This is a genomic window from Comamonas fluminis, assembly GCF_019186805.1.
GTDB lineage: Bacteria > Pseudomonadota > Gammaproteobacteria > Burkholderiales > Burkholderiaceae_C > Comamonas > Comamonas fluminis.
The window spans coordinates 2,691,172-2,711,368 of the sequence record NZ_CP066783.1; the positions used below are offsets into that span (position 1 = coordinate 2,691,172).

16 protein-coding genes are annotated in these 20,197 nt (G+C 59.2%); 4 read left to right on the plus strand and 12 right to left on the minus strand.

Annotated features, from left to right (window positions below; all coding sequences use genetic code 11):
- Positions 1 to 12: 12 nt before the first annotated feature.
- The 3 genes from hemF to JDW18_RS12705 are packed head-to-tail and all read right to left on the minus strand — an operon-like array spanning position 13 to position 2,974.
- On the minus strand, positions 13 to 966 hold the full coding sequence (hemF, locus tag JDW18_RS12695; protein WP_218239813.1) for an oxygen-dependent coproporphyrinogen oxidase: 954 nt from the start codon (positions 964 to 966) through the stop codon (positions 13 to 15).
- A complete protein-coding gene (gene purD / locus JDW18_RS12700; RefSeq protein WP_218239814.1) occupies positions 966 to 2,258 on the minus strand; it encodes a phosphoribosylamine--glycine ligase in 1,293 nt (430 codons plus the stop codon). The genes hemF and purD overlap by 1 nt, the downstream gene beginning before the upstream one ends.
- Positions 2,255 to 2,974 carry a YebC/PmpR family DNA-binding transcriptional regulator gene (locus JDW18_RS12705; RefSeq protein ID WP_218239815.1) on the minus strand — a complete coding sequence of 240 codons (720 nt, stop codon included), beginning with the start codon at positions 2,972 to 2,974 and terminating at the stop codon, positions 2,255 to 2,257. Before JDW18_RS12705 ends, purD begins: the two co-directional genes overlap by 4 nt.
- Positions 2,975 to 3,056: 82 nt before the next feature.
- Between JDW18_RS12705 and JDW18_RS12710 the strand changes: the two genes are divergently transcribed.
- Positions 3,057 to 4,595, plus strand: a complete 1,539-nt coding sequence (locus JDW18_RS12710) for a helicase HerA-like C-terminal domain-containing protein (protein WP_218239816.1) — start codon at positions 3,057 to 3,059, stop codon at positions 4,593 to 4,595.
- A gap of 129 nt (positions 4,596 to 4,724) precedes the next feature.
- The gene (locus JDW18_RS12715; protein WP_425514803.1) at positions 4,725 to 5,639 is read left to right on the plus strand and encodes an enoyl-CoA hydratase-related protein; all 915 of its coding nucleotides are present in this window, start codon (positions 4,725 to 4,727) and stop codon (positions 5,637 to 5,639) included.
- A 160-nt stretch (positions 5,640 to 5,799) separates the two neighbouring features.
- Here JDW18_RS12715 and JDW18_RS12720 read toward each other — a convergent pair whose 3' ends face one another.
- Complete coding sequence (locus JDW18_RS12720; protein WP_218239817.1) at positions 5,800 to 5,982, minus strand: CsbD family protein; 183 nt, start codon at positions 5,980 to 5,982, stop codon at positions 5,800 to 5,802.
- Positions 5,983 to 6,234: 252 nt separating this feature from the next.
- Here JDW18_RS12720 and JDW18_RS12725 point away from each other — a divergent pair, with 252 nt between their 5' ends.
- Positions 6,235 to 7,209, plus strand: a complete 975-nt coding sequence (locus JDW18_RS12725; RefSeq protein ID WP_218239818.1) for a threo-3-hydroxy-L-aspartate ammonia-lyase — start codon at positions 6,235 to 6,237, stop codon at positions 7,207 to 7,209.
- A 109-nt stretch (positions 7,210 to 7,318) separates the two neighbouring features.
- On the plus strand, positions 7,319 to 7,951 hold the full coding sequence (gene upp / locus JDW18_RS12730) for a uracil phosphoribosyltransferase (RefSeq protein ID WP_218239819.1): 633 nt from the start codon (positions 7,319 to 7,321) through the stop codon (positions 7,949 to 7,951).
- 111 nt (positions 7,952 to 8,062) lie between these two features.
- Here upp and JDW18_RS12735 read toward each other — a convergent pair whose 3' ends face one another.
- The 8 genes from JDW18_RS12735 to JDW18_RS12770 form a co-directional block, all read right to left on the minus strand.
- Positions 8,063 to 9,280 (minus strand): cytochrome-c peroxidase, encoded by a 1,218-nt coding sequence (locus tag JDW18_RS12735; RefSeq protein ID WP_246609884.1) that lies wholly within the window; start codon positions 9,278 to 9,280, stop codon positions 8,063 to 8,065.
- 74 nt (positions 9,281 to 9,354) lie between these two features.
- On the minus strand, positions 9,355 to 11,838 hold the full coding sequence (locus JDW18_RS12740) for a TonB-dependent receptor plug domain-containing protein (protein ID WP_218239820.1): 2,484 nt from the start codon (positions 11,836 to 11,838) through the stop codon (positions 9,355 to 9,357).
- A gap of 212 nt (positions 11,839 to 12,050) precedes the next feature.
- Positions 12,051 to 13,148, minus strand: coding sequence for a DUF6817 domain-containing protein (locus JDW18_RS12745; protein WP_218239821.1), 1,098 nt, complete (start codon positions 13,146 to 13,148; stop codon positions 12,051 to 12,053).
- A gap of 5 nt (positions 13,149 to 13,153) precedes the next feature.
- Complete coding sequence (locus JDW18_RS12750) at positions 13,154 to 13,939, minus strand: MetQ/NlpA family ABC transporter substrate-binding protein (protein ID WP_218243890.1); 786 nt, start codon at positions 13,937 to 13,939, stop codon at positions 13,154 to 13,156.
- A 560-nt stretch (positions 13,940 to 14,499) separates the two neighbouring features.
- Complete coding sequence (locus tag JDW18_RS12755; protein WP_218239822.1) at positions 14,500 to 15,579, minus strand: hypothetical protein; 1,080 nt, start codon at positions 15,577 to 15,579, stop codon at positions 14,500 to 14,502.
- 89 nt (positions 15,580 to 15,668) lie between these two features.
- Positions 15,669 to 16,172, minus strand: a complete 504-nt coding sequence (locus JDW18_RS12760) for a nuclear hormone receptor family protein (RefSeq protein WP_218239823.1) — start codon at positions 16,170 to 16,172, stop codon at positions 15,669 to 15,671.
- A gap of 805 nt (positions 16,173 to 16,977) precedes the next feature.
- A protein-coding gene (locus JDW18_RS12765; protein ID WP_218239616.1) for an IS3 family transposase occupies positions 16,978 to 18,128 on the minus strand; the annotation gives its coding sequence in 2 pieces (ribosomal slippage) (positions 16,978 to 17,882 and positions 17,882 to 18,128; 1,152 coding nt in all).
- Positions 18,129 to 18,199: 71 nt separating this feature from the next.
- On the minus strand, positions 18,200 to 20,104 hold the full coding sequence (locus JDW18_RS12770) for a hypothetical protein (RefSeq protein WP_246609886.1): 1,905 nt from the start codon (positions 20,102 to 20,104) through the stop codon (positions 18,200 to 18,202).
- Positions 20,105 to 20,197 lie beyond the last annotated feature (93 nt).

A 20,197-nucleotide genomic window follows, 5' to 3' on the forward strand; every position in this document is an offset into this window, starting at 1 on the left:
AAAACAGGCTGATTACAGCCAGTCGCGGCGAATCAGGAATTTTTCCAGCAGTTCGCGCTCGGGCGTACCCGCTGCATCTTCGCGCTGATAGCTCCAGTTCGCATGGGGCGGCATGGACAGCAGGATGGACTCGGTGCGGCCACCGGACTGCAGGCCAAAGTGCGTACCGCGGTCCCAGACCAGGTTGAATTCCACATAACGGCCACGGCGGTAGCGCTGGAAATCCACCTGCTGCTGCGAATACTGCGCATTCTGGCGGCGCTGCACGATAGGCAGATAGGCCTTGAGGAAGGCATCGCCCACGGATTGCAGCATGGCAAAGCTCTGCTGCTGACCCAGCTCACTGAAGTCATCAAAGAAGATGCCGCCAATGCCGCGCTGCTCATTGCGGTGCTTGAGGAAGAAATACTCGTCGCACCAGGTCTTGAAGCGTGGATAGAGCTGATCGCCAAACGGCGCCAGCGCATCGCTGCAAGTCTGGTGAAAGTGCACGGCATCCTCTTCAAAGCCGTAGACCGGCGTCAAATCCATGCCGCCGCCAAACCAGCAGGTCTTGGGCTGGCCTTCGTGACCGGCCGAGATCATGCGCACATTCATGTGCACCGTCGGAACCATGGGATTGCGCGGGTGAAACACCAGCGACACGCCCATGGCCTCGAACGGCGCACCCGCCAGTTCAGGTCGGTGCTGCGTGGCCGAAGGCGGCAGTTGTGGCCCGCGCACATGCGAGAAGCCACAGCCTGCGCGCTCGAACACGCGCCCGCCTTCCATGATCTTGGTGATGCCATCGCCCTGCAGCTTTTCGCCCGGCTCTTTATGCCAGGCATCTGCCAGAAAGCGTGCGCCCTCCTCACCCTCGATCGCTTCCAGCGCCTCGGTGATACGGGTCTGCAGTCCCATCAGGTACTCGCGAGCCTCGGACGCGGGCAACTGGTCCGCCACGGAAGATGAGGAAGTCTGGGTCATCAGTCAGCCTTCTTCACAGCACGGAAGCCGATGTCACGGCGGTACTGAGCGCCATCGAAATGGATGCCACGCGCCACGTCATACACCTTCTGCTGCGCCTGCTTGACGCTGTCAGCCAGCACGGTCACGCACAGCACACGGCCACCGCTGGTCACGGGCTGGCCTTCGGCATTGAGCTGCGTGCCAGCGTGGAACACCATGGCATCGTCAGCCGCCGCAGGCAGGCCGGTGATGACATCGCCCTTGCGGGGGTCTTCAGGGTAGCCAGCTGCGGCCATGACCACGCCCAAAGCCGTGCGACGGTCCCACTGCAGCTCCAACTGATCGAGCTTGCTTTCGCAGGCCGCCAGCATCACATCCACCAGATCGCTCTTGAGGCGCATCATGATGGGCTGGGTTTCAGGGTCGCCCATGCGGCAGTTGAATTCCAGCGTCTTGGGGTGACCGGCCTTGTCGATCATCAGGCCCGCATACAGAAAGCCGGTATAGGGGATGCCGTCTTTTTCCATGCCACGGATGGTGGGCAGAATGATTTCGCGCATGGCACGGTGGTGCACATCGGCCGTCACCACGGGGGCGGGCGAATATGCGCCCATGCCGCCAGTGTTGGGGCCTTCGTCGCCGTCTTTCAGGCGCTTGTGATCCTGGCTGGTGGCCAGCGCCAGCACGTTCTTGCCGTCACACAGCACGATGAAGCTGGCTTCTTCGCCGTCGAGGAATTCCTCAATCACCACGCGGGCACCGCCCTCGTTGTGGGTCACGCCGTATTTGTTGTCCACCAGCATGAAGTCCACCGCATCGTGGGCTTCCTGCAGCGACATGGCAACCACCACACCCTTGCCAGCAGCCAGGCCGTCGGCCTTGATGACGATGGGTGCACCCAGACGATCCACATAAGCGTGGGCCGCAACCGGGTCGGTAAAGGTTTCATATTGCGCGGTGGGAATGCCGTGGCGCGCCATGAAATCCTTGGAGAAGGCCTTGGACGACTCCAGCTGCGCAGCAGTCTTGGTCGGGCCAAAAATCTTCATGCCGTGGGCACGGAATTCATCCACCACGCCAGCGGCCAGTGGCGCCTCGGGGCCCACTACGGTCACGGCGATCTTCTCGGCCTGCGCCCATTCGCGCAGTGCCTTCACATCGGTGATGTTGATGTTTTCCAGCTTGCCGCCGGTCAGGGCAGTGCCGCCATTACCAGGGGCCACATAGACCTTGGTCGACTTGGGCGACTCGGCCAACTTCCACGCCAGGGCGTGTTCACGGCCACCGCCGCCAATCACAAGAATTTTCATAGTTCTGCGTTGTGGTAGACGTCTTGCACGTCATCCAGATCTTCAATCATATCGAGCAGCTTTTGCATGCGCGCTGCATCATCGCCTTCAAGAGCGATTGTATTTTCAGGACGCATGGTCACTTCTGCCATGTCCGGAGTCAAACCTGCGGCCTGCAGCGCATCGCGCACGGCTTCAAAGTCGCCGGGCGCCGTCACTACCTCGATACCACCTTCATCGTCGGCGATCACGTCGTCAGCGCCAGCTTCCAGCGCCACTTCCATGACTTTGTCTTCATCCGTGCCGGGGGCAAACATAATCTGGCCCACGTGCTTGAACTGAAAGGCCACCGAGCCCTCGGTGCCCATATTGCCGCCATATTTGCTGAAAGCATGGCGAACATCGGCAACCGTACGGACCCGATTGTCCGTCATTGTGTCCACAATAATTGCCGCACCGCCGATGCCGTAGCCTTCGTAGCGGATTTCTTCGTAGGTCACGCCATCGAGATTGCCCGTGGCCTTGTCGATATTTCGCTTGATATTGTCGGCGGGCATATTGGCCGCCTTGGCCTTATCCACGGCCAGACGCAGACGGGGATTGGCCGTCAGATCGCCGCCACCCTGGCGTGCCGCGACCATGATTTCGCGAATGATGCGGGTCCAGATACGGCCACGTTTTTCATCCTGGCGACCCTTGCGGTGCTGGATGTTGGCCCATTTGCTGTGTCCTGCCACAGGGATTCCTTTGATATTTGATTTAACCTAGCGGCCAAGATTTTACTTTTGACTGCAAGCCCCCCTCAGAGGAAACCCCGAAATGGCTTCACCCCTTTTGATTGCCCAGCACTCTGCCACAGAATGCGCCCTGCTGCCCGGACTCGCCAATCGACATGGCCTGATCACAGGCGCAACAGGTACAGGCAAGACCGTTACCCTGCAAAAACTGGCGGAAAGCTTCTCGCAAATTGGCGTGCCTGTGTTCATGGCCGACGTCAAAGGCGACCTCAGCGGCATCAGCCAGAGCGGCAAGATTGAAGGCAAGCTGGCCGCCTCGCTCAAGGACAGAGGCCTTGAACTGCCCTCCCCGCTGGCCTGCCCGGCCACGCTGTGGGATGTGTTTGGCGAGCAAGGCCACCCTGTGCGCGCCACCATCTCGGACATGGGCCCGCTGCTGCTGGGCCGCATGCTGGGCCTCAATGAAACCCAGATGGGCGTGCTCAATCTGGTGTTCAAGATTGCCGACGACAGCGGCATGCTGCTGCTGGACCTCAAGGATCTGCGCGCCATGCTGCAGTATGTGGGCGACAACGCCAAGCAATTCACCACGCAGTACGGCAACATCAGCTCGGCCAGCGTGGGCGCCATCCAGCGCGGTCTGATGACCATCGAAAGCCAGGGCGGCGACAAATTCTTTGGCGAGCCCATGCTGGACATCAATGATTTGATGCAGACCGATGCCAACGGCATGGGCGTGGTCAACATTCTGGCCGCCGACAAGCTGATGAACGCGCCGCGCCTTTACTCGACTTTTTTGCTCTGGCTTCTGTCCGAGCTGTTCGAGCAATTGCCGGAAATTGGCGACCCCGACAAGCCCAAGCTGGTCTTTTTCTTCGACGAAGCCCACCTGCTGTTCAACGACGCGCCCAAGGTGCTGGTCGAGCGCATCGAGCTGGTCGTGCGTCTGGTGCGCTCCAAGGGCGTGGGCGTGTATTTCGTCACCCAGAACCCGATCGATATTCCAGACTCCGTGCTGGGCCAGCTGGGCAACCGCGTGCAGCACGCACTACGCGCCTTCACCCCGCGTGACCAGAAGGCGGTTTCCTCGGCCGCATCCACCATGCGCCCCAACCCGGGCCTGGATATTGCCGCCGCCATTACCGAGCTGGCCGTGGGCGAGGCACTGATCAGCTTCCTCGACGAAAAAGGCCGCCCCAGCGTGACCGAGCGCGTCTTTGTCATCCCACCCGGCAGCCAGATCGGCCCCATCTCGCCCGAGCAGCGCAAGGCACTCATCAGCGGCTCTCTGGTCGCAGGCGTCTATGAGGCCATGGTGGACCGCGAATCGGCCTTCGAGATGCTGCGCGACCGCGCTGGCAGCGCCACCCCTGCCAAGCCCGGCGAAGCACCCGCCGCTGCCGGTGCGGCGGCAGGTTCTGCCCAGCAAGGCGGAGTGGCCGACTCCATGATGGACGGCCTCAAGGAACTGCTGTTTGGCCGCACCGGCCCACGCGGCGGCCAGCATGATGGTCTGGTGCAGACCATGGCCAAATCCACCATGCGCACCGTGGGCAACAACCTGGGCAAGGAAATTCTGCGCGGCGTGCTCGGCGGCATTCTGGGCAACAAGAAGCGCTAAATTCATAGCACTTCACGCTGAAAGGGCCTGCGCTGCAGGCCTTTTTCAATGCAATTCGGGGAAATTACCGAGCAGCGCAGTCGCGCCGGTGACTTCCTGCAGCCACGGCATCAGGCCACCATCTGCGTCATGCCAAACACCACCTCTCCTTGCGGCACGGCTTCAGACGACGCTTTGCTCACCATGAACCTGAGCTGCTTCAAGCTCGACTTTGCGGACCACATCGCCCATCTGGTGCTCAACCGCCCCGAAGCGCTGAACACGTTGGGGCCGCGTTTCTGGCAGGAGCTCAATCTGGTGCTGGACACCCTGCACCGCAGCGGCCAGGCGCGGGCGCTGGTCATTAGCAGCACGGGCAAGCATTTTTGCGCGGGCATGGCGCTGGAGACCTTTGCCGACCCCGGCTTTGCCCCCAATGACCGCACGCCAGAGGGGCGCGCAGCCATCACCGACATGCTGGCCGACCTGCAAGTGGCCTTCAACAAGCTCGAAGCCCTGCGCATGCCGGTGATCTGCGCCATTCAGGGCGGCTGCGTGGGCGGCGGGCTGGATTTGATCGCCGCCACCTGCATACGCTACGCCAGCGCTGATGCGTTCTTCTGCATTCAGGAAATCAATATTGGCATGACAGCCGACCTGGGCAGCCTGCAGCGCCTGCCCAAACTCATGCCGCTGGGCTTGGTCAAAGAACTGGCCTACACGGGCAGACGCCTGAGCGCGCAGGAAGCCGCCAGCCACGGCCTGATCAACGCCGTGCATGACAGCCATGAAACCGCCGTCATGGCCGCGCTGGCCTGTGCCCGCGAGATTGCGGCCAAGCCGCCCATCGCCATCTGGGGCAGCAAGCAGGCTATCAACTACGCCCGCGACCACAGCGTGCAGGACTCCTTGCAGCAAATGGGCTGGCTGCAAAGCGGCATCTGGAGCAACCGCCATGTGATGGAGGCCGTCAGCGCCATGCAGGCCAGGCGCGCTGGCGACTTTGCGCCGCTGGAGCCACTGCGCGAGTTCGTTCCCGCCCCGGAATCAGACCAGCCCCGCTGATTTCATCGCGGCCAGAGCGCTGCCGCATCCTTTGCTACTTGCCTGCAAACAGGCTGCCAAGATGGAGACCCCCTTCGTTGCAAGTGCGACTGGCAAACCACAGTGGCAACGAAAAAGCCCCGACCGTTTCCGGTCGGGGCTTTGCTAAACCGGGCGCAGCTTACTTCTTGCCAGCGTCTGCGATGGCTTCCTTCAGATCGCCAACCTTCTTTTGCGCAGTGCCTTCAACCTGCTTTGCAATGCCCTTGGCTTCCTGCTCCGGGCTGTCGATCAGCTCGCCAAACTTTTCCTGCACCTTACCGGCTGCGTCCTTGAGAGTGCCCTTGACTTGATCCGTATTCATATTGAACTCCTAGCGTGCTGAACCGCGAAATGCGGCGGTGCAACAACGATAAGCCCGGGCCTCAGGCCAGCTCGTCAGTGTCGATAGCAGTTCATTGTGGTTCGCGCTCTTACACATTAGCAATTGCTAACCCGAAGATACAAAAAATCAAAAGCAGGCGGGAACATGAGCTGCGGCCCTGCACGCCCCATCTGACCCGCTTGCCGGGGCGCCGTTATCATGGTTTCAGTCTCTACCCCAGCCTGTACTGCCATGAGCACTTCCAACACCTCCCTGCCCACATATGACGATGTTGCGGCTGCGGCCCGGCGCCTGCAAGGCGTGGCCCACCGCACGCCCGTGCTGACCAGCCGCACCATGGACGACCAACTGGGCGCGCGCCTGTTTTTCAAGTGCGAAAACCTGCAGCGCATTGGCGCCTTCAAGTTTCGCGGCGCCTATAACGCTCTGTCCCAGTTCAGTGCAGAGCAGCGCCAGGGCGGCGCGCTGGCGTTTTCTTCAGGCAACCACGCGCAGGCCGTGGCACTGGCGGCGCAACTGCTGGATATGCCTGCTCTGATCGTCATGCCCGAAGACGCACCCGCCGCCAAAATGGCCGCCACACGCGGCTACGGCGCGCAAGTGGTGACCTACAACCGCTTTACCGAAGACCGCGAGGCCATTGCCCGCAAACTGGCAGCCGAGCGCGGCATGACGCTGATTCCGCCCTACAACCACCCCGATGTGATTGCCGGTCAGGGCACGGCGGCGATGGAGCTGCTGCAGGACCATCCTGATCTGGACTATCTGTTTGTCTGCGTGGGCGGCGGCGGCCTGCTCTCGGGCAGCCTGCTGGCAGCCCAGACGCTGGCGCCCAGCTGCAAGGTCATTGGCGTGGAGCCCGAGGCTGGCAACGATGTGCAGCTGTCGCTGCGCGCCGGCCATATCGTCAAGATCGACACGCCGCGCACCATTGCCGATGGCGCGCAGACCCAGGCGCCCGGTGATCTGACCTTTGCCATCATTGCGCAGCAGGTGAGCGAAGTAGTCACCGTCAGCGATGAACAATTGGTCAGCGCCATGCGCTTTTATGCCGAGCGTATGAAAATCGTGGTCGAGCCCACTGGCGCGCTGTCCCTGGCGGCTGCCATTGACAGCAACCTGCCCCTCAAAGGCAAGCGCGTGGGAATTGTGATCAGCGGCGGCAATGTGGATTTACAGCGTTTTTCCAGCCTTCTGGCCGAGTGAGGGCGAAAATACGCACTGTTGCGGCTGAATCCGCCGTCGTTTTATTGATTTTTGCAAACAGGCTGCAGCCACAAGCGGGCCTGTTTCTTTCAACACCAAGACCAAGAACATGAGCACTTTGCATCTGATCGACCACCCTCTGGTCCAGCACAAACTCACCCTGATGCGCCGCAAGGAAGCCAGCACCAACAGCTTTCGCCGCATGCTGGGCGAGCTGTCCACACTGATGGCCTATGAGCTGACACGCGACTTCCCGCTGCAGGACATCGAGATCGAAACCCCCATGGAAAAGATGACCGGCAAGGTCATCGACGGCAAGAAGCTGGCGCTGGTCTCCATCCTGCGTGCGGGTAACGGTTTCCTGGACGGCATGCTCAACGTGGTGCCCGGCGCGCGCATCGGCCACATCGGTCTGTTCCGCGACCCCGAGACGCTCAAGCCCGTCGAGTACTACTACAAGATGCCCGAAGACATGGGCGAGCGTGATGTGATCGTCGTGGACCCCATGCTGGCCACCGGCAACTCCGCCGTTGCCGCCGTGCAGCAGCTCAAGCAAAAGAGCAAGCCCAAGTCTATCAAGTTCATGTGCCTGCTGGCCGCCCCCGAAGGCGTGAAGACCATGCAGGCCGCCCACCCCGATGTGGACATCTACACCGCCGCTGTGGACCGCGAACTCAACGACCACGGCTACATCCTGCCCGGTCTGGGTGATGCAGGCGACCGTATCTTCGGCACCAAGTAAGCGCCGCACTCGCTTCCCCAACAAAAAGCCCCGAGGTTTGCACCCCGGGGCTTTTTTATGCATTGAAAATGCCTGCAGCGCTTATCTATCAAGCGCTTACAGCTATCAAACTCATAGAAGCTTGAGCCACTCCACCAGCGCATCAATCTCCTCGGCATTCAGCTCCAGCGGCTTGATGTGCACAGACTTGGTGGGCACATAGGTGTCCGTGGCCGGGTCGCCCGCCACCACGCCCATGCCGGCGTTGTACAAACGCAGAAGGCCCGGCAGATCGGCAAACAGGCCGTTATGCATCCACGGCCCCGCATGGCTTACGCCGCGCAGGCTGGGCGTGCGGAACTTCCCCAGATCGGCCTTGTCGCGCGTGGCTTCAAAACGGCCCAAATCCTGATTGCGGCGGCTGTAGAAAGACAGACCCAGGTCATGGAACTCGTTATCCGTCAGCAGCGGGCCGCTGTGGCAATTCATGCAGCGTGCCTTGGTACGAAACAGATGCAGGCCCAGGCGCTGCTGGTCGCTGAGCTGGACGGCCTCCCCGGCAATCACCGCGTCTGCCTTGGTGGTTGGTGGGCGAATGGTGCGCACAAAGGTCGAGATGGCGGTCACCATGTCCTCCACCGTCAAGCGGCTGTGGCCCCAGGCCTGCTGCGCCAGCTTGCGGTAATGCGGCTGAGAATTCACATGGGCCACTGCGGCGGCCAGCGTGTTGTTCATCTCGAAAGGGTTGGTGATGGAGCCCTTGGCCTGCTCTTCCAGCGAAGCGGCCCGCCCATCCCAGAACAGATGCGAGGCAAACGGCGCGGCGAACAGCGTCTGGGCACGGCGGCGGCCCATGAGCTTGTCTTCGCCCACCGCCTGAGCGCGCCCGTCGCTGAAAGATTTGCCCGATTGGTGACAGCTGGCGCAAGACACCCCGCCCTTGCGCGACAGCCCGGCATCAAAGAACAGGGCCGTGCCCAGTTGCAGCCGGGCCTGCTCCTTCGTTCCCATGGCGGGTTTGGCGGCAGGCACCGCCGACATTTCCACCCACTGCTTGCCCGCATCAATGACCGGGCGCGGCCACTGCGCGGGCAGGCCTTGATAGCGCTGCTGCAGGCAAGCGGCGTCCCAGCCATCGGCTGTGCCGCATTCAAAAGCGCTGTTATTGGCGGGCTGCAGCAGCCGCCCGACGGCACTATCGGGCGCACGGCCCTGTGCCAGCCGGGTGGTGGCGTTGGTTTCAATGAAACTAGAGGTAAGGGCGGCGGGGTTGGTTTGCGCCATGGCGCCAGACAGGCCCAGCAGCATGAAGCCGCTGGCAAGCAGTCTGTTGGCTAGACGTTTTTTCATCGTATAAAGACTTGATTCTTGTAATTTTGATAGCTTCCAGCGCTTACCTAGTAAGCGCTAGCAGCCTATTTGACTTAAAACTCGTAACCGGCGGTCAGCCAGATCTCGCGGCCTGTTTGCCAGCGCGCATTGTTCACGGCGCTCGCCGTTGTTACCGCCAGCGGCACACGCTTGTTCAGCACATTGAGGATGTCCAAGCTCAAGGTCACGCCCTTGGCCCAGCCGGGTTGATAGCTGATGGAGGAATCCCAGGTCAGATACGAAGCCAGCCGCTTGCTGTTGAACTGCTGAACGCCTTTGACGGTTCCCGCATAACCAATACCGGTGCGTGCGCTGTTCCAGTTCAGACGGTTGCCCCAGGTCACGCCCGCCTGTGCCCAGCGGCCATTGAGTGTGGCGCTGAACCGGCGCGGCACATGGAAGCCACTGGCAGGCTTGTCCTTGCGCTGCATCTGCACACCGTTGACGCTGATAATTTCGTCCGGTGCTTCGTCTTCGGTCTCCCAGCCCTCCGTGACATCATGGTTGCGCTTCACACTTTGCCAGCTGAAGTCAACGCGCCCTGTCCACTGTCCGGCCGCTGCCTTCCAGGGGCGCAGAGTGCGCAGGCTGACGGTTGCCGTCTCCGCCTTGGCCGTCGCGCCGTTGGCGTAGTAGTAGCCTGCGGCGGAGCTGCCGTTTCGCGTCAGCCCATCACGGCTGGCACGGCGCACATAGCTAAAGCCGGCCTCCAGATCGGGCGAGAGCTGCTGGCTGGCCGTGAAGGCCCATTCATCCGAATGCGGGGTTTTCAGGCTGTCAAACTGGTTGTATTCGATGGTGCCTGGCTTGTTGACTTCCACGCCCTTTTGAATCTGATAGGTCAGCAGCTCACTTTTGCCCTGACGCAGCGCATAGCCCAGCAAGTCCTGACCAAAGTAGCGCGACCAGCCCAGGCCCAGCTGCGTACGGCCATCACCCAGCACATCCCAGTCTAGGCGGGCACGCGGGGCCAGATTGGTATTTTTCAAAAAGTCATCGCGCTCCAGCCGCGCTGCCGCCGTCAGCGCCCAGTTGCCCCACTGCATGGTGTCAGACAGGAACAAGCCCAGACTGTTGTAGTCCACGCCCACGTTGCCTGCTCTGTACTGATTGCGGGTTGTGATTTTCTGCGTGCCATCGGTCTGCAAGGTTTGCACCAGACTGTAAGCATCCTGTGCACGCACAAAACTGGCATCCGTGCTTTGCAGTTGTGCACCGGCATAAACCTTGTGCTGCACACTGCCCGTGCTGAACGGGTCCCAGTCCATGCGCAGCTTGCCGGTGTACTGGCGCTGCTCCAGCGATTCGATACCAAAACCACCGGAGGTGTAGCTGCTCAGGCTCTTGTCGGCAAACTGCTGAATCACAAACACATTGGAGCTATCTTCACGCGAGGCGTTGAGCTGATCCACCCCAAAGGTCGCAGTCATCTTGCCACTGGCCAGTTGCTGGTTCAGATCGAAGGCCAGACCCATGGCCTTCTGGCGGTTGATCCATGAAGTATCGGCATAGGTATTGGAGGCCAGATTCTCCTGACGGTCTGAATACTTGAGAAGCAGATTCGTCGAGGTGCCGCCACCCCAGTTCGTGTGCAGCTTGGCCATCAGGTTGTCCACCTGGTCTTTGGAGTCGCGCATCTCCAGCGTACTGTTCTTGCCATTGAGAATAGGCGTCGAGTGGTCAAGCACCTTGGCCTGACGCTGAATCTGCGACTCGCGGCGTGAGAGCGAAATCAGCGCCGTGGTGTCTTCGGTCAGGCGAAAGTCGCCATTCATGCTGGTGAAATGCTTTTTCCAGACCGAGGAATAGCCGGGCTCGCCATTGCGCCACTCCTCCTCATCCACATTGGGTACTTGCTGCTGCGTCAGGTTCGAGCTGTTGAAGCTGCGCTTGATGGAAATCTTGTTGCTGCCCGTGGGCGTCTTGATGCGGGCATCCACCACCCCGCCCTGAAACTTGCCAAACTCTACCGGCACGCGGCTGTCGTACACCTGCACCTGGTCAATCAGGTCGGTATCAATGTTGTAGGCCTGCGCAAAACCCGGCACACGCCCCGCCTGCAAGCCTGTTTGAGTCTCCTGAGGGTTGATGGAGTTGGTGCCACTGATGCCGTCGATCAAGTACTGGTTCTGAAACGGGCTCTCTCCATGCACCGAAAACGCCTCGGGCGCGAGGGAGCCACGATTGCCGCTATTGCTCATGCTGGGGTCCAGCCGCACAGCGGGGTGATTGCTGATGAGAGAAGTCAAATCCCGGTTGCCCTCGGGCGTGGCATCCATCTCGGCGCGGTCATAGACGCGGGCTTCGATGCGTTCGCCCTGCACATGCACGGTGGGCATTTCGCTTTCTGGCGCTGCGCCCTCTGCGGGCTGGCTCTGGGCCTGCGCGCCTTGCATGGCCAGCATGCAGGCCACGGCCCATGCCAGGTGATTGCGTGAAAAACGGGGGCTGGCTTGAAAAGCGAGAGTGGGGGCTGGCTGAGCGCAAAACGAGACGGAAGCAGCGGCGGCGCGGAAGCGAGAGTGATGGGAAGCCATGAGCGAGAGCAAAAAGAACAGCTGCCACGAAACAATGATTCGTAACAAGAATTACTCTCATTCTAATTTGTATCGATAGTGATTCTCATTCGTTAATGAAAAAATCCCACTTCAGCGACAGGCCGAAATGGGATCAATGGCGGCAGAAAGCTATCCTATTGATAGCATCAGGCGCTTTATATATCTTGACTTATCTCAGATTTCATCAAAACTCAGTGCAACGCCATATTGTTGAGCTTGTCCAGCCGCACAGGCCAGCTGCCCTGCTCTGCCGACTGCAGCAGAATGCGCGCCCAGGCCATCCAGGCGTCCCACTGCACGCGCTTGTCCCAGGCATTGCCCCAGCAGCTAAAGCACTGCAGCGCGCTCTGAGCCGCAGCGGCGGCTTCCGCATTGCGGCCTGCGCTTAAGTACAGCTGGGCCAGCACCAACTGCGGCTCACCCACCCAGGGGTTGAGGGCGACGGCTTGCTCCAGCGTGGCGGTGGCGGCATCCAGATCAACCAAGGGCTGGTCCAGCTGAATCACCGACCAGTACAGCGCCACCGCAGCGGCTTCGTTGCCTGCGCTGAGCAACTGGCTGCAGCTGGCAAAAACGGGCGGCAGCGGCAGCTGGTTTTTCAGCGCTGCATGCTGCAGCGCATGGCCCAAACCACTGATCTGACTGAGCATGCGGCTGCTGGGGCGCATGGGACCGGGCCACAGCGATGCCGCCCAGTACACGGTTTGCTGGCGGCTGCTGTCCACAGCGGGAAAGCGCGAGTAAATGTCTTCCTGCCAGCTGAACCACTGCTCCATGCTGTCGGCCATGCTGACCACGGCAAACGCGGCCACCTCATAGGCCGTCAGCGTGATGGTCTCGCGTGGCTCGGGGCCGTTGCGTTCGATCTGCATACTGCCGTCAGCGGCGATATCGCCCGCCAGCAGTTTTTGCACGAACTGCGTGCGGCTCATGGTGCAAAACAGATAGACCAGATGCTCGGCCTGCTCTCCCACCAGCGATTTCAGATGCTCGCGCTCATTGCTGGCGTCGAACTTGACCAGATCGACAAAGGCATTGCCATACACGCTGTGCAGCAGGCCCAGCAAGCGCACCTCTTTAGGCTGCTGCCACAGCGCCAGCGAGCGCGCCACGCCCACCAGATGGTGGCGAAACGTGCCCGCCTTGTGCCAGTCCTGGCCCACGCCACGGGCCAGCACCACAGGCAGCAGCGGCGCCAGATCGGCATCGCGGCTCAGCCATTCCTCATCCAGCAAGGCCTTGGCCCGCTCGAACAGGTCGGCCTGCAATGCATTGAAAGGCAAAGTCATGGGCATCACCACGCGGTTGTGTAAGCGCCCTTGAAGGTCTTGTCCACAAAGGCTTTGACCTCGGGCGACTGGTAGGCCTTCACAAAGGCTTGCAGGCCCTTGTCCTGCTCGTGACCGGCACGCGTGACGATGAGCACGGTCACATAAGGCGTGTTCACATCCTCCAGCGCCAGCGAATCGGCCTGGGGCGACAGGCCTGCGGCCACGGCATAGCTGCTGTTCACCGCTGCGGCATCCAGATCATCCAGCGCACGGGCCAGCTGGGCGGCTTCCAGCTCAATGAACTTGAGCTTCTTGGGGTTGGCCGTAATGTCCAGCACCGAAGCGCGTGCGCCAGCATTGGCCTTGAGCGTAATCAGCCCCTGCTTGGCCAGCACCATCAAGGCGCGCGAGCCATTGGTCGGGTCGTTGGGAATACCGACGCGGGCGCCGCTCTTGAGGTCAGCCAGCTTTTTGATCTTTTTGGAATACACGCCCATTTGCTGATTCACCGCCTTGGCCACAGGCACCAGCTTGTAGCCACGGTCCTTGTTCTGGGCATCAAGGAAGGGCTGGTGCTGGTAGATATTGGCGTCGATATCGCCAGTGGCCAGCGCCGCATTGGGCTGGATGAAGTCGCCAAACTCCACCAGCTTGACCTTCAGGCCCTGCTTGGCCACTTCGGCAATCTGAGCGTGGGGGCCAGCGGTCACGCCGATGGTGACTTTCAAATCCTGAGCCTGAACCAGAGAAGCGGCAGGCAACAAAGCCGCAGCGGCGAACGCCGCAATCAAAGAACGCTTGTGCACGATGGGCACCTTTCAAGACATATCCAACAAAAACCGGGGAGCGCCCTCACAAAACAACGAGCGGCGGCCCCAGCCCCCAAAGCATGCGCACACTCTGGGACAGTGCCTTGAAACTTAACGTATAAAACAGGCGGTGATGGGCAAATTCAGACGCCCGGCCCTCACAAAGCATGATGGCCGCCGCCTTGTGTCAGGGGATGTTGAGCGTTGAGTGATGTTACTGAGCGTTCTGGGGTTTACATCAAAATGGTCTCAAGCGCATACCTATCAATTGTTTACCGCTATCAAGTCAGGAGCTTTGCGGTGTACTGAGCTGGGCGTAAACAGCCCCAAATGGCTTGGCTCGGACTGGCAGGTTAATGAAAGTCTCAGAGCGGCCAGGAGCTGCCTTTGATGGAATCAAGAAGCAGACATTCAACACTCCAGTTAGCTGGTGCAGGAGCAAAAAGTGCGGAGGGCACCGCTACAGACCATAAAAATGCCGAAGCCATGGGTTGTAGCGGCGTCCGCGTTGAATGCACAGTTAGGCTGGTGCGTGTGGTCACGGTGTCGTACTCGCACTTTTAAACTGAAATATTGGTGTTGTATTGTTTTTTTGGAGAGTCGTTTTGATCAATGGGCAAGCCGGGTATCGGATTGCATAGCGCCAAGAATGCTTCGCAGGCAATCTTGCCAACCTTGGCCGCAACTCTGTAGAAGTTCACGATGCTGGATGGCGGAATTGCTACTGGTTCCCCCTTTTGGGCCTGATCGCCAGACTGGGAAAGATACTTTTCATCCACAATACCGCGCCTATGAACAATTAGGTGGCGCTGCAAATTTAATAGCCGTATTTCGCGGCTCTCTAGGATGTTGAAGAGATCGCCTTTTCCCCAGATAGCTCCGACCGCAGCTTTCAGTGTAAGCAAGTCGCTGGCATCGCGTTGCCGAACTAGTAGGTCACCCATGCAGTTTTGGAAGTTGAACTTCCGTTCTTCCAGTTCATCGAAAGTCAATTTCGGCAGTTCAAATCTTTTTTTTGCAACTTCATCTGTGATGAGTCGCTTTGCTAGCTCTGGCTTCCAGTTGATGATTTCTATCAGTTGATCTTTGAGTAGCACTTCGATAGAGGACCAAATGGCAACGGCTGTTTGATATCTCAACTCCTTGGCTGCTTGCACAGTGCTCTGCTGGAATGGGTCGAATAGCAGCGCTTCGATAGATTGCCGAAATACACGATTGAACCTTGCTTCCGACTGTGTGATTGTTCGCATCTCTTCGTCGGCTGCGGCGTGCGCTTGTTTAATTACGCGATCAGACGCTTCTTCTTGGCTTTCATTTGGAAGCAAGCCCTTTCCGTTAATTGTGTGGATTGCATGGAGCAGGACTCTTGATCGCTCGTTCTCCCATGCAAGGCCAAAGGAGATGCGATTTGGTAGGCAAGCGGCATCGCTGATGGCCGTGAGGGCAGATAGAAATGACTGAGGCGCCGCCTGCAAGTGCTCTGGCAATCTTTGAATTAGGTCGGAAATCTCTTTAGTGTGTCGTGAACTTAGTTCAAAAGAAACAATAAATTGCTCTTTGACTCGATCCGATAATGCACGTACCTCTGGGGCGATAGTTGTCGTTGATTCAAAGGGATTGGTGACGTCTTCTTGAGTCATTGAGGAATTGTGTAAGCGAACGAAAAGCCTAATATTTGAAATGAGAGGTGGCGACCGGCTTGCCTGGCGACATCCTCTCGATGAATGGATTAGGAACCACTCGGCACTAACTGTGTGAGACCGCAGATGAGAGCGTTGTTTGCATGCTCGAAGTTGCTGCGCTGTCCTTGAATGCCGTAGGCCCACTTCACGCCGTGGAATAGATTGTTTCTCAAACGGTAGATGACGATAAGCAACGCGGCTACGGAATCTGCCGGATCGCTGTTGCTTGCGCTTAGAACCTGCTTCACCAACGCTGGGTTGTCATTGTTCCGAAGGTTTAGGCCATTGAAGTGGTCAGTGAACTGCCCATCAACGAAATATCTCTGCTGAAAATAGGCCAAGCTAGACTGAAAAGCTGCTGCATCAAGACGTCCTTCTGCCTTTCGCTCGTGGACAAGTGCCAAGATGGCTTGCGCTGATGCGCGTGTTTGCAGCCCCTTGGCCTCAAAAAGGCTCCACAGGAGGGCAAAGTGAAGAATCGCCCAACGATCTTCTTCAGGAAGATCTCTGAAACCGGGGACTGTCTGCTCAAGCCACTCAATGGGATTCATCGCGCCCAACGTAATGTAGATGGCTCCACACCGCAGGCCCTGTCTGGCGCTTGCAGTCTAAATTGGCACAAAAAAACGCGGCAAGGGGCTTGTAGCCTAGCTTGAAGATGGATGTGCAGCATGAAAGTACTGTACTAAATTCGGCCATGAACTCCGTCTCCCCTCCTGTATTGCGCGCCACACGGTCGGCTGAACTTGGTCCGTGAGCGAATTCGCTATTAACACTATAGCCAGTCCACCGAGTAAGCCTAAGTGCAATGCGTGTGCTTGCTTGTTAACTGGAACGGTTTATGACATCTGCGAGACAGAGATAGCAGGAAATAGAATTTTTTCTGCCTATGCTGACCAATGAGTGACGGTTTTCGAGCTTCTAACTGGATGGCGGCTCAGGGTCGATAAGCGACAGTCGAAAATTAGCCTGAATGGCTTGTTTCTTACCCAAGTCAAAAAAGCCCTGAAGTCAATTCGGAGTTCAGCGCTTTTTATTTGGCGCCTTACGCTAATCCGCTACCTCACCCATCTTTTTCTCGCGTCCCAACAGCGGAATTTACGCAATCACACGCTGAGCATGGCCCGCTCAGTCAAGACCCTGCGCTTTGGCCTCAATTTCGGCCATCAGCGCCATCAGCGCCAGCAGTTATTGGACTTCAGCCCGTCCAAACACATGCTCCCTCATTGGCCGTCACCCGCTACGCACAAGAGCTGGCATTGATTGCCGAAGAGCCTCAGAAAAATCAATTTCAAGCCCTTATCCAATATACGCTACCAGCTATCAAATAATGAGTATTGAATCGCCCCGGATTCCCTAGACACTTTTAAGCCGTTGGGAATGGCGTTTCTCGAACTCTATCGGAGAAATATCTCCTGCAGTGCCGTGACGCCTTTTTGGGTTGTAGAACATCTCGATGTAGTTGAAGATATCTGCCCTTGCGTCCTCGCGCGACGTGTAGATCTGGCGACGAATTCGCTCGCGCTTGAGCAACTGGAAGAAGCTCTCGGCCACTGCGTTGTCATGACAGTTACCGCGGCGACTCATGCTGGAGACTAGGTTGTGATCTCGTAGGAAGTCCTGCCAGTCATGCCCGGTGAACTGACTTCCCTGATCCGAATGCACCATGACCGCCTGATCAGGTCGACGACGCCACAGAGCCATCAGTAGTGCATCGAGTACCAAGTCGGTATCGATGCGGCTGCCCATGGACCAGCCCACGACCAGACGGGAGAACAGATCAACCACCACTGCCAGGTACAGCCATCCCTCGTGAGTGCGGATGTACGTGATGTCGGTCACCCACGATTGATTGGGCTCATCCACAGCGAAGCGGCGCTGCAGGTGGTTAGGGGCAACTATGGCGGGCTTGCCTCCGCGCATCCCAGGGCGGCGCCGGTATCCCGTTTGCGAACGCAGCCCTTGGAGCTTGAGCAAACGGGCCACGCGGTGTTTACCGCAGCGCTCTCCCAGATCCCGCATGTCCAGTGTGAGCTTGCGGTAGCCGTACACACCACCACTTTCAAGCCAGGCTTGTTTGAGCAAACCTTGCAGTCGCAGATCATCCCGAGCCCGTGGGCTGACGGGTTCAGCTTTCCAAGCGTAATACCCGCTGGGATGTACCACCATGACTTTGCACATGCTACGAATGCTGTATTCGTGCTCATGTTTCTGAATAAATGCGTACTTCACCCGAGCTGCTTGGCAAAGTACGCTGCGGCCTTTTTTAGGATGTCACGCTCCTCGGTCACACGCTTGAGCTCGGACTTTAGTCTGCGCAACTCTTCTGTCTGCGTAAGTTGAGCTTGTCGCTCTGCGGGAGGCCCTGAATGCGTCTTCAGCCACTGATACAGGCTATGTTGACTAACGCCAAGGCGCTGTGACACGTCAGCGACCTTGTGGCCTCGTTGTGTGATCTGCTTGATGGCTTCGATCTTGAATTCGTCTGGATATTTAGGCTTACTCATGGCACCTCCTATTGGGCCTCGGGATTGAGGCTCAGAAGTGTCTAGAAAACCCGGGGCGATTCATATTTCATTCACCAGTTCAACGCCTTGGCCAGTTGTTCCGCCTGGGCTTGTTCGCCTGCTGTCGCTATGGAAGCACGCAATATGGAGCGGGTGCTGGCTTGATCCACGATCCAGAAGATCACCTGCTTGACCAGCTTCACCTCTTTCTTGCCAGTCTTGCTCTGCTGCGCGGTGACTTCAAAGGCCCACTGTCGCCCCACAGGCTTGCGGTCACTGGCCCGGGTCTGGGCTGCGAAGCTGCTTTTTTTCAAAGCTCCCAGCGTCAGGCCAAACTGCTTTTCCACCGCCGTGCGCAGCAGTTTTTCCTGCGCATCGTCGGTCTCGGGAATCTTCAGCCCCGTGGTCAGGCCCATTTGCTGCTCGGTCATCAGGTCGCGGTACAGCATGCGCTGCGAATCCAGCGGCTCCTGCAGATGAAAGCCTGCCGCACGCATGGGCAGCACCATGCCGGTGCGGCGGTTTTCCAGCTCGGCCACCTGCGGGTCTTTGGCCTGTACCCAGATGTTCTGCAGCCCGCCCGCGTTGCGCAGGTACTGGCGCATCAGCGCGGCGGCATCGGCGTTGCGGCCCTGCTGCGCTGCCAGCTCGGCCCCGTATTGCTGGGTTTGATCGACCAGCTCAGACTCCAGCCTGAACAGGCTGACATAGGGCCAGGCTTGCAGGGCCTGATCCAGATAGCGCCCAGCTTCGGCTTGCTGCCCCGCCTTGAAGGCCGAGATGCCCGCCACGGAGTTCAGGCGCGCCAGCTCGGCGGGGTACTGGGCATCTGGCAAGGCGGCACGGGCCAGTTGGCCTGCCTTGGGCCAGTCTTTGTCAACTTGCCAGGCCATTGTCACTTCACGCTCCTGGCGCGGCAGTTGCGGGGGCAGCTCTGGGGCGTTGGGCCATTGCATGGCCTGCCAGAGCTGGGGCAGTTGCTGCAGTGCAGTGTCACGCTCGCTGTCCAGTTGCTCGGCCTGCAGGCTCAGGCTCCAGTTGCCGCGCACCAGCGCCCAGTCCAGATGCAGGATGTCGGGCCGCCCGCCGCTTCGCTTTTCGCGGCTGGCCTGCTGGGTTTGCACACCATCGGTAAAAGGCAGCGCGGGCAGCTTGATGGACGGCTCTGGCGTTTGCTCGCTGGCCAGAGTGCTGCGCTCTTCCTGCAGCCATTTCTGCCGAGCCACGACGTCCATATCTTTCAGACGCTCTTCATAGCTGATCTGCACACGGGCCAGCAGGCGTTTTCCATCCGGTTTCAGATAGACGTACTGCAGACTGGCAGCATCCTTGCGGTCTTTGGCGGGCTCCAGCTGAAACAGCACCCAGCGCCCCTGCACCAGCGGCACGCTGAATTGCGCAGCCTGATAGCCCAGCTGGTTGCGCTGCGCATCCCACTGCCACAGCGGCGCAAAAGGCTTGGCCTCCTGCTTGAGGGCCTGCAGATAGCGGGCCAGCGCGGCCTTGTCATCGGCCATGACCGCTGCCATTAGCCCCCGCTGAACCAGCGCCTGCATCTGGCCGTTGACCGGCCCCATGTCATCCGTCGCTGCCAGTTGCATCATCTGGTCGGTCTGCAAGACAGCCTGCGCATATTGCCCCTGCTGATAGAGCAAGGTGTAGAGCAGTTCTGAAGCATCGAGCTGCTCGTAAGGGTTGCCTTGCGGCTGGGTCATGTCCACCAGCTTGCGCGCCTGGGCAATGGCATCGTCCCAGCGGCTGGCCTTGGCAGCGTCAACCACCGCACGGCGCTGCTTGAAAAAAGGCGAGTTCTGCTCGGCAGACTGCTCGGCGGCTTGCTCAGCCCGCTTGGCAGCAGGCTGGGTGCCCTTTTCTCTGGGTTCTGCCGCATGCAGCACCCCGGGGGCGACCAGCAATGCAGACAAAGCGATGACAGGCAGGCGAGCAAATACCGGAAGGCGGGGCAAACAAGGCATGAGGCGGCAGACAAAAGCAGTTCGATAGCCTTGCAGTATAGAAAGCTGCCACCTCGCGAAGAATCCCCGAAAAATTCAGGCAAAAAAAGAGCG